Annotated in this window: 8 protein-coding genes; 2 read left to right on the plus strand and 6 right to left on the minus strand. The window is 67.7% G+C overall.

All coding sequences use genetic code 11. From position 1 onward, the window contains the following. Positions 1-21: 21 nt before the first annotated feature. Positions 22-2,928 carry an excinuclease ABC subunit UvrA gene (gene uvrA, locus ACNQS7_RS04910; protein ID WP_418011675.1) on the minus strand — a complete coding sequence of 969 codons (2,907 nt, stop codon included), beginning with the start codon at positions 2,926-2,928 and terminating at the stop codon, positions 22-24. Between the two features lie 139 nt (positions 2,929-3,067). Here uvrA and ACNQS7_RS04915 point away from each other — a divergent pair, with 139 nt between their 5' ends. After that, entirely contained in the window at positions 3,068-3,751 is a 684-nt protein-coding gene (locus ACNQS7_RS04915) for an MBL fold metallo-hydrolase (RefSeq protein ID WP_418011676.1), read from the plus strand. Between the two features lie 9 nt (positions 3,752-3,760). Here ACNQS7_RS04915 and ACNQS7_RS04920 read toward each other — a convergent pair whose 3' ends face one another. Then, positions 3,761-4,201, minus strand: coding sequence for a universal stress protein (locus tag ACNQS7_RS04920; RefSeq protein WP_055579162.1), 441 nt, complete (start codon positions 4,199-4,201; stop codon positions 3,761-3,763). Between the two features lie 122 nt (positions 4,202-4,323). Here ACNQS7_RS04920 and ACNQS7_RS04925 point away from each other — a divergent pair, with 122 nt between their 5' ends. Continuing rightward, complete coding sequence (locus ACNQS7_RS04925) at positions 4,324-5,907, plus strand: glycosyltransferase family 39 protein (protein WP_418011677.1); 1,584 nt, start codon at positions 4,324-4,326, stop codon at positions 5,905-5,907. Here the strand turns inward: ACNQS7_RS04925 and ACNQS7_RS04930 are convergent. The 4 genes from ACNQS7_RS04930 to ACNQS7_RS04945 are packed head-to-tail and all read right to left on the minus strand — an operon-like array spanning position 5,896 to position 12,937. Then, positions 5,896-7,299 (minus strand): MFS transporter, encoded by a 1,404-nt coding sequence (locus tag ACNQS7_RS04930; protein WP_418011678.1) that lies wholly within the window; start codon positions 7,297-7,299, stop codon positions 5,896-5,898. The genes ACNQS7_RS04925 and ACNQS7_RS04930 overlap by 12 nt on opposite strands. A gap of 27 nt (positions 7,300-7,326) precedes the next feature. Beyond that, on the minus strand, positions 7,327-8,757 hold the full coding sequence (locus ACNQS7_RS04935; protein ID WP_418011679.1) for an MFS transporter: 1,431 nt from the start codon (positions 8,755-8,757) through the stop codon (positions 7,327-7,329). Further along, entirely contained in the window at positions 8,754-10,910 is a 2,157-nt protein-coding gene (gene uvrB, locus ACNQS7_RS04940) for an excinuclease ABC subunit UvrB (RefSeq protein WP_055579158.1), read from the minus strand. Before uvrB ends, ACNQS7_RS04935 begins: the two co-directional genes overlap by 4 nt. 59 nt (positions 10,911-10,969) lie before the next feature. Next, complete coding sequence (locus tag ACNQS7_RS04945) at positions 10,970-12,937, minus strand: serine/threonine-protein kinase (RefSeq protein ID WP_418011680.1); 1,968 nt, start codon at positions 12,935-12,937, stop codon at positions 10,970-10,972. Between the last annotated feature and the right edge of the window lie 92 nt (positions 12,938-13,029).

Here is a 13,029-nt window from a genome sequence, read left to right on the forward strand (position 1 = left end):
TACCGGTGCAGCGCCAAGGTATTAGGCGCTGACTTTGCGTCGTTTGGTGCCGGTGCGCCGGGCGGCCGGCGGTGCCACCACTTCGGCCAGGAACTTCCCGGTGTAGCTTTCCGGCACCGCGGCCACGTCCTCCGGAGTGCCTTGGGCGACAACGGTTCCGCCGCCGGCTCCGCCTTCGGGTCCCATGTCGACGATCCAGTCCGAGGTCTTGATCACGTCCAGGTTGTGTTCGATGACGATCACCGTGTTGCCCTTGTCGACGAGGCCGTTGATGACCTTCAGCAGCTTGCGGATGTCGTCGAAGTGCAGGCCCGTGGTGGGCTCGTCGAGGATGTAGATCGTCCGTCCGGTCGAGCGCTTCTGCAACTCGGATGCCAACTTCACCCGCTGGGCCTCACCGCCGGACAGCGTCGGCGCAGGTTGTCCGAGTCGTACGTAACCCAAGCCGACGTCGACCAGGGTGCGCAGGTAGCGGTGGATACCGCTGATCGGCTCGAAGAACTCCGCAGCCTCCTCGATCGACATGTCGAGCACCTCGGAGATAGTTTTGCCTTTGTAGTGCACCTCCAGGGTTTCCCGGTTGTAGCGGGCGCCCTGGCAGACCTCACACGGCACATACACGTCGGGCAGGAAGTTCATCTCGATCTTGATGGTGCCGTCGCCGGTACAGGCCTCGCATCGGCCGCCCTTGACGTTGAACGAGAACCGGCCCGGTTGGTAGCCGCGCACTTTCGCTTCGGTGGTGGCGGCGAACAGGGTCCGGATCTTGTCGAACACCCCGGTGTAGGTGGCCGGGTTGGACCGCGGGGTCCGGCCGATCGGCGACTGGTCGACCCGGACCAGCTTGTCCAGGTGGTCCAGGCCGGTGACCCGGGTGTGCCGCCCGGGCACCTGCCGCGCACCGTTGAGGCGGTTGGCCAGCACCGCGGCCAGGATGTCGTTCACCAGTGTCGATTTGCCGGAGCCGGATACACCGGTCACCGAGGTCAGGACCCCGAGCGGGAAGGATACGTCGATGCCGCGCAGGTTGTGCTCGCGTGCCCCCACCACGGTGATCTGGCGCTTGCGGTCGGTGGGACGCCGCAGCGCGGGCATCTCGATGGTTTCCCGCCCGGACAGATAGGCGCCGGTGATCGAGTCCTTGTTCGTCAACAACTCGCTGTACGGACCGCTGTGCACGATCAGTCCGCCGTGCTCACCGGCTCGGGGCCCGATGTCGACGATCCAGTCGGCGTGCTCGATGGTGTCCTCGTCGTGCTCGACGACGATCAACGTGTTACCCAGATCCCTTAGCCGCGTGAGGGTTTCGATCAGCCGGCGGTTGTCCCGCTGATGCAGCCCGATGGACGGCTCGTCGAGGACATAGAGCACACCGACCAACCCGGAGCCGATCTGGGTGGCCAGCCGGATGCGCTGCGCCTCACCGCCGGACAGGGTGGCCGCCGCCCGCGACAGCGACAGGTACTCCAGCCCGACGTCGAGCAGGAAGCCCAACCGGGACTGGATCTCCTTGAGCACCTGCCCGGCGATCGCGGTCTCCCGGGTGCCCAGTGTGAGCGCATTCAGGAAGTCCGAGCAATCGGCGATCGAAAGCTCGCAGACTTCGGCGATTGACTTGGGGCCGTGCTCCCCCGCGGTCAGCATCACCGCCAGGATTTCCGGCTTGAGCCGCGTACCGTCGCACACCGGGCACGGGATGTCCCGCATGAAGCCCTCGTAGCGTTCCTTCATCTGCTCGGACTCGGTCTGAGACATCTTGCGCTGCAGGAACGCCAGCACGCCCTCGAACTCCGCGTAATAGGACCGGGTGCGCCCGTAGCGGTTGCGGTACCGCACGTGCACCTGCTGGTCGGCACCCTCCAGAATCGCCTTGCGGGCTTTGGCGGGCAGCTTGCGCCACGGGGTGTTGACGTCGAAGCCGAGCGCGTCGCCCAGTCCGGCCATCATCCGGGTGAAGTACTCGGCGGTGTGGCCGGACGACCAGGGCGCCACCGCGCCCTCGGCCAGGGTGAGATCCGGGTCGGGCACCACCAGGTCCGGATCGACCTCCTTGCGGATGCCCAGACCCACGCACTCGGGGCAGGCGCCGTAGGGCGAGTTGAACGAGAAGGAGCGCGGTTCCAGGTCGTCCACGGCCAGGGCGTGCCCGTTGGGGCAGGCCAACTTCTCGGAGAAGCGCTGCTCACGGGGGTGGTCATGCTCGTCGCGGTCGTCGGGAAATTCCAGCACCACGATGCCGTCGGCCAGGTTCAGCGCGGTTTCCACCGAATCGGTGAGCCGTTGCTTGGCGCTCGCCTTGACAGTGAGGCGGTCCACCACCACCTCGATGTCGTGCTTCTCCTGTTTTTTCAGTTTCGGCGGGTCGGTCAGCGGGTGGACCACCCCGTCGACCCGCACCCGGCTGTACCCCTGCGCGTTGAGCTTGTCGAACAGGTCGGCGAACTCTCCCTTCCGGGTTCGCACCACGGGCGCGAGCACCAGGAACCGGATGCCTTCCTCCATCGCCAGCACCTGGTCGACGATTTGCTGCGGAGTCTGACGCGCGATGCGCTCACCGCAGATCGGGCAGTGCGGGGTGCCGGCGCGGGCGTAAAGCAACCGCAGGTAGTCGTAGACCTCGGTGATGGTGCCGACCGTCGAGCGCGGATTGCGGTTGGTCGACTTCTGATCGATGGACACCGCGGGCGAAAGGCCTTCGATGAAGTCGACGTCCGGCTTGTCCATCTGCCCGAGGAACTGCCGGGCGTAGGCCGACAGCGATTCCACGTAGCGGCGCTGGCCCTCGGCGAAGATGGTGTCGAACGCCAGCGAGGACTTGCCCGACCCCGACAACCCGGTGAACACGATCAGGGCGTCCCGGGGTAGATCAAGGTCGACACCGCGCAGGTTGTGCTCGCGCGCACCCTTGACGATGAGGCGGTCAGCCACGCTGCCCCTTTCGGCTGAAACTCGTAGGGACCTGGCGTTGAACGATCACAGCGGAACAGTCAGAGCGCAGGCCGCATTCCATGCTAGGTGCCCCCACCGACAAGCACCCCGGCCAGCCATCCAAGTAGCGTGCATGGTTATGACCGCTTCCCAGCTCAGCGACGATTACACCGGACACGTCGAACCGGGCACGGCGGCCCGACGCACGCTGCCCGGAGCGACGATCGTGAAGGCCTCGGTCGGCCCGATGGACAACAACGCTTACCTGGTCACCTGTTCCGCGACCGGAGAAACCCTGCTGATCGACGCCGCGAACGACGCTGATGTCCTGATCGACCTGATTCGACGGTACGCGCCGACGCTATCGCTGATTCTGACGAGTCACCAACACTTCGACCACTGGCAGGCCCTGGAAGCCGTGGCCGAGGCAACCGGAGCGCCGACAGCCGCTCACGAGATCGACGCGGAGCCCCTCCCGGTCCGGCCGGATCGTTTGCTGGCGAACGGCGACACGGTGCAGATCGGAGATCTGACGTTCGACGTGATCCACCTGCGCGGACACACCCCGGGCTCGGTCGCCCTGGCGCTGGACGGGTCCGCGACCGACGGGGTGACCCACCTGTTCACCGGCGACTGCCTGTTCCCGGGTGGCGTCGGCAAGACCTGGCAGCCCGGCGACTTCGAGCAGCTCCTCGACGACGTCACCACCCGGGTGTTCGACGTGTACGACGACTCCACCGTGATCTATCCCGGCCACGGTGATGACACGGTGTTGGGCGCCGAACGCCCGCACATTCAGGAGTGGCGCGAGCGCGGCTGGTAGTCCCCGGTCTCAGGTGGTGTGCACGATCAGCACATCGACCTTGGCCTTGCGGGAGACGTTGGCCGGCACCGAACCCAGCAGCCGGCCCGCGATGGTGCTCAAACCGACATTGCCGACCACCAGCAGGTCCGCCTTCTCCGACTCGGCGAGCTGCACCAGCGCGTCCACCGGGGCACCTTCGATGGCCCGCTCCTCGACGTTCTTGGCGCCGGCGTTGTGTGCCCGCTCCTTGGCGTCGTGCAGGATCTCGTAGATCGGGCCGGTGCCGGTGACCTTGTAGCTCTCGCTCTTCAGGGCGTCGACGGCGCGAGCGTCTTCGTGCTGCGGCAGGTATGCCGACGCGATGATCAGTTTGGCGTCCGACCCCGCGATCGCAGCTGCCCTGTCTACCGCGCGCATCGACGAATCTGAGCCGTCAGTCCCTACGACCACGGTTTGATAGGCGCTCATTTACCCTCCCAGGTGTCGGTTTCCGCCAACCCAAGACCCTATCGCGTTGCTGGACGTCGACGGGAGAGGTTTGCGGCGCGGGTCACGTCCAGACCGCCGTACACATAAAGTTGAAAACAATCATGTCTGTGTCAATCGTCGAAAATCCCGTGGCTGACGACGCCGAACCGGCCGCCACGGCTCATCCGCGGGGCCGCATCCTGGACCCGTGGGTCGTCGCGACGCTGACGGCCGTCATCAGCGCGGCCTGGGCCGGCCGGCCGTCGCTGTGGTTCGACGAGGGCGCGACCATCTCCGCCTCGGCAAGTCGCACGCTGCCGGAACTGTGGAAACTGCTCGGTCACATCGACGCCGTGCACGGGCTCTACTACCTGCTGATGCACGGCTGGTTCGCGATATTTCCGCCGACCGAGTTCTGGTCGCGGGTCCCCAGCGCGCTGGCCGTGGGAGCCGCCGCCGCCGGTGTGGTGGTGTTCGCCAAGCAGTTCTCCGGGCGCGGGACGGCCCTGTGCGCGGGAGCGGTCTTCGCCATCCTCCCGCGGGTGACCTGGGCGGGCATCGAGGCGCGCTCGTCGGCGCTGGTCGTGGCGGTGGCGGCCTGGCTGACGGTGCTGGTGGTTGTCGCGACCCGGCGCAATCGCGCGCGGCTGTGGGTGTCCTACGCGCTGTTGTTGATGGTGGCCATCCTGGTCAACGTCAACATGGTGCTGTTGGTGTTGGTCTACGCCGCGGTCCTGCCGCTGGTAGCGACGGCGGGGGCGCCCGGCCGGCCGCGTAAGTGGCCCGCCATCTGGCTGGGCGTGGCGTCGGGGGTTGCTCTCGGCGCGATGACGCCGTTCATACTGTTTGCCCACAAACAGGTGTGGCAGGTCGGGTGGATCAACGGGCTCAACCGGAACCTGTTCCTCGACGTCGTACACCGCCAGTACTTCGACTACAGCGTCCCGTTCGCGATTCTGGCGGGCGTTCTGGTGCTGGCCGCCGCCGTGTTGCGGTTGGCCGGCAAGGCTCGGACCGAGAACGGCGCGGGCCGGTTGCTGCTCGTCAGCGCCCTGTGGGTGGTGATTCCCACCGCGACCGTCCTGATCTATTCAGCCGTCGGCGAACCGATTTACTATCCGCGCTACCTGATATTCACCGCTCCCGGCGCGGCCGTCGTGCTTGCGGTCTGCATCGTCGCGATCGCCCGCAAGCGCTGGCAGGTCGTCGCGCTCGTGGTGGTCCTGGCCGGCGCGGCCTTCCCCAACTACTACTTCACCCAGCGCGGTCCGTACGCCAAGGAGGGCTGGGACTACAGCCAGGTCGCCGAAGTGATCAGCGCCCACGCCTCGCCGGGTGACTGCCTGCTGGTGGACAACACGGTCCCGTGGCGGCCCGGACCCATCCGGGCCCTGCTGGCAAGCAGGCCCGCCGCGTTCCACCCGCTGATCGACGTCGAGCGGGGGTTTTACGGCCCCAAGGTCGGTGCGCTGTGGGACGGCCACGTCGCGGTATGGCTGACGACGGCAAAGATCAACAAATGCCCGGCGCTGTGGACGATCACGAACCGGGACAAGTCACTGCCGGATCATCAAGTCGGACAGACGTTGCCGCCGGGCACGGCATTCGGGCGGGCACCGGTCTACCAGTTCCCGAGCTACCTCGGCTTTCACATCGTGGAACGGTGGCAGTTCCACTACTCCCAGGTCGTGAAGTCAACCCGCTGAGCGCCGGTCCCGGTGCGTGGCCTGATACGACGCGAGGAAGCCGAGCGCGGCGAGCGCCGTGAACACCGAGAACAACCAGCGCGCTGAGGTCACCTCACCGCCCGGCGCGGTGTTGACCACCACGCCGGCCAGACCGGCGCCGAAGGCCCCGGAACTCAGCTGGATGATGTTGATCGCGGCGGCCGCGGCGCTGCTTTCGGCCGGGTCGTCGACCGCCGTCATCGCCCGCACCGCGAGGTGCGGCCACGCCATCCCGATGCCTGCGCCAGTGATCAGCAGAGCCAGCGCCCAGATCGCGACAATCCCGAGCGGGGCGTACGGGCGCTGGGTCGCCGCGCCCAGCGCCAGGCCCGCCGCCATCACCAGCGGCGCGGCCGCGACGACATGGCCGATCACCTGACGGTTCGTCAACGACGCACTGGCGATCTCTCCGATGGTCCACCCGGTGGCCAGTGCCGCGCCGAGAAAGCCCGCCTCCACCGGGCTGAGGTCGGCCAGTTGCTGGCCGAACAGCGGCACGTAGGTGTTGGCCATCGCGGCGACCATCTGCACGGCCATCGTCAGATAGATCCACTTCAACGGACCGGGGCCGAACACGCTGCGCGGCAACACCGCAACGTGCATGCGCCAGTCGACGAACAGAAAGACGGCAACCAGCAGCACCGCGGCGGCCAGCAGACCCAGCGTCTGGACGAGGTAGTGCGGAAGCGCCGCGACGCTGACGGCGAGCGCGGCGGCTCCCATCAGCAGCAGCGACCAGATGGGCACCGCCCGGTTCGGCGACTCTTCTTGCGAATCAGTTTGTGCTGTAACGACTTTCACCACCAGCACGGCCATCAGTGCGGCCGCCAGGCCCATCGCGACGAAAGCCCATCGCCACCAACCGAACTGAGCGAATATGCCGCCCGCGGTGGGCCCGATCAGCGTGGCGACACCCCACATGGTCGACACCAGCGCCGAACCACGGGTCCACAGGTGGCGCGGCAGCGCGGTGTTGATCAGCGCGTATCCCAGACCCGCCAACAGGCCGCCGGCCACACCCTGCAGCATGCGCCCCGCCACCAGCACTTCCATGGTCGGCGCCAGCGCCGAGACCAGGCCGGCGAGCCCGAACACGGTGAGCCCCATCAGATAGGAGGATCGGGCGCCGACCCGCTGCAGCATCGGGTTGACGGTGGTGGCCGCGACCACCGAGCCGATCAGGTACAGCGTCGTCGCCCAGGAGAACAGTCGGTCACCGCCGATATCGGCGACGATGCTGGGCAGCATGCTGACGGTGAGGAACTCGTTGGTGGCGTACAGCGCAACGCCACCGGCCAATACGGTGCAGGTGCCCAGGTGCTGTCCGAGCAGCTCACGCCAGCTGCCGGTCTCGCTGACCGTCTCCGTCACTCCTCCACCGTAAGAGGTGCAGGTTCGTCAGGGGCGCAACTCGGCTGCCGGTGGCGTCGAGCGACGCGCGGTGCGAGTCGCCCGGTAGGAGGCCAGCACACCGAGCGCCGCCAGCACTGTGAAGACCCCATACAGCCAGCGCGCCTCCATCAGCTCACCTCCGCTGGCCGAGTTCACCACGACACCCGCGAGTCCGGCGCCGAACGACGCGGAGATCAACTGGACGGTGTTGATCGCCGCGGCTGCCGCGCCGCTCTCCGAGGGATCGTCTACGGAGTCCATCGCACGTGCCGACAGATGCGGCCAGGCCATCCCGATGCCTGTTCCGGCGATGAGCAAGGCCAGGGCCCACACCGCGATCAGGCCGGGCGACGCGTCGGCACGCTGGGTGACGGCACCGAACGCGAGCCCGGATGCCATCAGCAGCGGCGCGACCAGGACGACGCGGTTGATCACCCGTGGGTTGGTCAGCGAAGCGCTGGCGACCTCGCTCAGTGTCCATCCGACCGCCAGCGAGGCGCCGAGGAAACCGGCCGCAACCGGAGTCAGGTGCCCCAGGCGCTGACCGAACAGCGGCACATAGGTGTCGACCATGACGGCCATCATCAGCACGGCCAGTGTCAGGTAGATCCACTTCAGCGGCCCGGTTCCGAACACACTGGGCGGCAGGACGGCCGCCCGGCTGCGCCGGTCCACGATGACGAACGCCGCGACCAATAGCACGCCCACCACGAGCAGTGCGCCGATCGCGGTGGAATTGTGCGGTAGCTGGGCGACGCTGACGGCCAACGCGGCCGCGCCGACCAGCAGCAACGAGCCGACCGGCACCCGGAGCGCAGGGGCCGCCGGTTCGTCCTCGGCGGTTGCGCTGGCCGCCAGCACCGCCGGAACCAGAATGGCCAGCAGCGCCGCGAGGACGGCCATCGCGCCGAAAGCCCAGCGCCACAGACCGAATTGCGCGAACAAACCACCCATCGCCGGCCCGACCACCGTCGCAACGCCCCACATCGCCGAGACCAGCGCCGAGCCCCGCGTCCACAGTTCGCGCGGCAGCGCGGCGTTGATCAGCGCGTAGCCCAGCCCGGCCAGGGTGCCGCCGGCGACGCCCTGCAGGGTGCGTCCCGCGATCAGCACCTGCATGGTCGGGGCCATCGCGCAGGCCACGCTGGCCACCCCGAAAACGGCCAGCCCCAGCAGAAAGGACGAGCGAGCCCCGAAGCGGCGCAGGATCGAGTTCACGGTGGTCGCCGCGACCACCGATCCGACCAGGTAGAGGGTGACCACCCAGGCGTAGAGGCGGTCTCCACCGATGTCGGCGATGGTGCTGGGCAGCAGACTGACGGTCAGGAACTCGTTGGTGGCGTACATGGCGACCCCGCCCGCCAGCACCGTGGATGTGCCCAGGTGCCGGCCGAGCAGCTGACGCCAGCTGCCGGTCTCGCTCGTCGTCTGCGTCACTTCAGACCGGCGGCGTCCATCCCGCGCAGCTCTTTCTTCAGGTCGGCGATCTCATCGCGGAACCGGGCGGCCAGCTCGAACTGCAGGTCACGCGCGGCGGCCATCATCTGCGCGGTGAGGTCCTTGATCAGGTCGGCCAACTCGGCGCGCGGCATCGTGGAGGTGTCGCGCCCCTCGATCACACCGGCGCTCACGGCCCGGCCGGGCTCGCCCTGCGCGCGCCGGCCGCGGGAGGCGTTGCGTCCCGACCCGCCGATCTCGACGTCCGTGTCGTCGGCCTCGCGGTAGACCTGGTCGAGGATGTCGGCGATCTTCTTGCGCAACGGCTGCGGATCGATTCCGTTGGCCTCGTTGTAGGCGATCTGCTTGGCGCGGCGGCGCTCGGTCTCGTCGATCGCCTCCTTCATCGAGTCGGTGATCTTGTCGGCGTACATGTGCACTTCGCCGGAGACGTTCCGCGCGGCACGGCCGATGGTCTGGATCAGGCTGCGCACCGAGCGCAAAAAGCCCTCCTTGTCGGCGTCCAGGATCGACACCAACGACACCTCGGGCAGGTCAAGGCCCTCGCGCAGCAGGTTGATGCCGACCAGCACGTCGTACTCGCCGAGCCGCAGCTGGCGCAGCAGCTCGACCCGGCGCAGCGTGTCGACCTCGGAATGCAGGTAGCGGACCCGGATACCCATCTCCAGCAGGTAGTCGGTGAGGTCCTCGGCCATCTTCTTGGTGAGGGTGGTTACCAGGACCCGTTCGTCGCGTTCGGTGCGTTTGCGGATCTCGCCGATGAGGTCGTCGATCTGGCCCTTGGTCGGTTTGACCACGACCTTCGGGTCGACGAGGCCGGTCGGGCGGATCACCTGCTCGACGAACTCGCCGCCGGTCTGGCTGAGCTCGTAGGGCCCCGGTGTGGCGGACAGGTACACCGTCTGCCCGATCCGATCGGCGAATTCCTCCCAGGTCAGGGGGCGGTTGTCGACCGCCGAGGGCAACCGGAACCCGTATTCGACGAGGTTGCGCTTGCGCGACATGTCGCCCTCGTACATGCCACCGATCTGCGGCACGGTGACGTGCGACTCGTCGATGACCATCAGGAAATCCTCGGGGAAGTAGTCCAGCAGGGTCGCGGGAGGCGAACCGGGACCGCGCCCGTCGATGTGGCGCGAATAGTTCTCGATGCCCGAGCAGAACCCGACCTGCCGCATCATCTCGATGTCGTAGTTGGTGCGCATCCGCAGCCGCTGCGCTTCCAGCAGCTTGCCCTGCCCCTCGAGTTCGGCGAGCCGGTCGGCCAGCTCCTGCTCGATCGTCGAGATGGCCACAGCCATCCGCTCGGGACCGGCCACGTAGTGGGTGGCGGGGAAGATCCGCAGCGAGTCGACCTGGCGGACGACGTCGCCGGTGAGCGGGTGCAAGTAGTACAGCGACTCGACCTCGTCGCCGAAGAACTCGATGCGTACGGCGAGCTCTTCGTAGGACGGGATGATCTCCACGGTGTCGCCGCGCACCCGGAACGAGCCGCGGGTGAACGACAGGTCGTTGCGCGTGTACTGGACGTCGACCAGCAGCCGCAGCAGCCCGTCGCGCGGCACCTCCATCCCGACCTGCAGCTCGACGGAGCGGTCCAGATAGGACTGCGGCGTGCCCAGGCCGTAGATGCACGACACCGACGCCACCACCACCACGTCGCGGCGGGACAGCAGGCTCGAGGTCGCCGAGTGCCGCAATCGTTCGACGTCGTCGTTGATCGAGCTGTCTTTCTCGATGTAGGTGTCGGTCTGCGCGATGTATGCCTCTGGCTGGTAGTAGTCGTAGTACGAGACGAAGTACTCGACCGCGTTGTGCGGCAACATTTCTCGCAGTTCATTGGCCAGCTGGGCGGCCAGCGTCTTGTTCGGCGCCATCACCAGGGTGGGCCGCTGGAGGCGCTCGATCAGCCAGGCGGTGGTCGCCGATTTGCCGGTGCCGGTGGCACCGAGCAGCACCACGTCGCGCTCCCCTGCCCTGATCCGGCGCTCGAGCTCCTCGATGGCGGCGGGCTGGTCGCCGGCGGGTTGGTGTGGGCTGACCACCTCGAAGCGGGCTCCGGAACGCACGACCTCGTCGACAGCGCGGTATTCCGAATGGGCGAGTACTGGGTGTTCGGTGGCGAAAGCCATAGCACCAGGGTAGAACCAGCCACCGACAAGCTTTGTTCCGCGCGGGAACACCGCCCAGGTCAGCTGTGCCGGGCCCATACCCGGGTGACCGGGTTGCATTCGATCAGATACCCGTCGCTGGACGCGGACATGGCGAAGACCGGGATGTCCGGTCGGTCACACGAACTGCCGGCGGAGTGCACCCCGGTCGTGATCGGCGCCTTGCCCCACACTCCGCCCTCGCAGACGACCTGCTCGTTGCTGGTCTGGTCGTAGCCGAGCTTGTCCACGTCGCTGCAACTTCCGCCCAGTACCGGCGGCATCGGACGGGTGGCCGGCACGGCAGCCGCACCGATCACCTGCGCCGGGTCGGCCAGTGGCAGGTTCGCCGGCACGTCACCAACCCGCGTCGCCACCACCGGCACCCGCAGCACCGCACCCTGGGCGCCGCATTCGTTGCTGCCGACCGTCTCGGTCTGCACGCCGCGCAGGGTGCCGTCGGACTGCAGAGCCAGCGACAGCGCCACGGTCTCCTGCTGGGTGTTCTGCCCCGCCTGGTTCGCCTGATGACAGCTGATCCGTATCTGCTGGGAGGCGCCCTGCCAGTAACCGGCGGCGAATTTCAGGGTGTCGGTCTCGCCGCCGTCGGTGGTGTCTGCCACCTGATGAGTGCCGTCGTCAAGCCGAACCCCGGTGGCGGCGCACCCGCCGGACGTGCAGACCGAACGGAACGCCCACCAGTTGGTGGTACCTCCGTCGTGGCGGATCGGGGTGCCGTTGGTAGTGCGCTTCGCCCGGTTCAGATCGAGTCGGTAGATGCCGTCGAGCACCCTGCCGGACGGTGCGGTCACCGCCGCGGACGGCGCCGGCGCGGCGGGCCGGGCGGCCAGGGCTGGGTTGGGCTGGGACGGGTCGGGCTCGAAGCTGTACAGCGTCGACCAAGTCGCCGCTACGGCGATCAGCACCGCACAGACCAGGGCGGCCGCCATCCGGACGCGGGGCGGGATCCGGCGGACCCGGACGCCTGGAGCAGGCGCCGGCTCGGGTAGATCGGTCGCAACGGCTTCATCCGATCCCGCACGGACCGCGGCGGCGAACATCCGGCACCGCTCGAACCGATCCTCCGGGTTCTTGGCCAGCGCTCTGGCGAACACGTCATCCAGGCGGGCCAGATCCGGACGATGGTCGCTGAGCCGGGGCGGCGCGTCGTGCAGGTGCTGGCTGATGACCGCGACGGGGTTGGCGTTGCGAAATGGCGGCGCACCGGTGAGGAGGTGAAATGCCGTGGCGGCCAGCGCATATTGGTCGGCGCGCCGGTCGATGTTGGAGCCCGCCAGCTGCTCGGGCGCCGCGTAGGCGACGGTTCCGACCGCGACGTTGGTCTGGGTGATTCCGCTGATGTCCGCGAGGTGACGCGCAACGCCGAAGTCCGCCAACAGGATTCGGCGGTCCTGGCCGTGCGGGTCCGCTTCGGGGTGGGTGAGCAGGATGTTCGCGGGTTTGACGTCGCGGTGCAGCAGGCCACGGTCGTGGGCGTAATCCAGTGCTCCGGCAACGGCGTCGAGTATCGCGCACACGTCGCCGACCGGCATTCCCTGCGGGTGAGCCTCTCTCACCAACCGCGATGCGTCGGTGCCTTCGACGTAATCCATGGAAATCCAGAGCTGGCCCTGGAATTCGCCGCGGTCGTGCACGCCGACGATGTGCGGATGCCACAATGTCGCCGCGAGATCGGCCTCCCGGTTGAACCTTTCGCGGAACTCGGTGTCCGCGGTGATCGCCTCGGCAAGCACCTTGATGACGTCGCGGCGGGGCAACCTCGGATGCAGCGCTAGATACACCTCGGCCATCCCGCCGGCGCCGAGCTGACGCAGGATCGTGTAGCCGGCGAACGACGCGCCGCGGGCCATGCCCGGCCGATCCGAGGTTTGGGGTGCGGACCCGGACGCGGGGACCCGGCGCCGGCGGTGCGTGACCGTTGTCACAAGCCCGCGGCCGGCCCTGAGCCCAGCCCTGAGACGCCGGGTCGCGCCTGGTCGTTCTTCCATCCGGAAAATCCCCTCCTCCATTGGCATGATGCATGAAAAGCATTGGCGCAGGACGGGATGCAAGCTATGAAACAGCTATGTATGGCGGCTCG

Source organism: Mycobacterium sp. 23 (assembly GCF_048287075.1).
Taxonomy (GTDB): domain Bacteria; phylum Actinomycetota; class Actinomycetes; order Mycobacteriales; family Mycobacteriaceae; genus Mycobacterium; species Mycobacterium gordonae_B.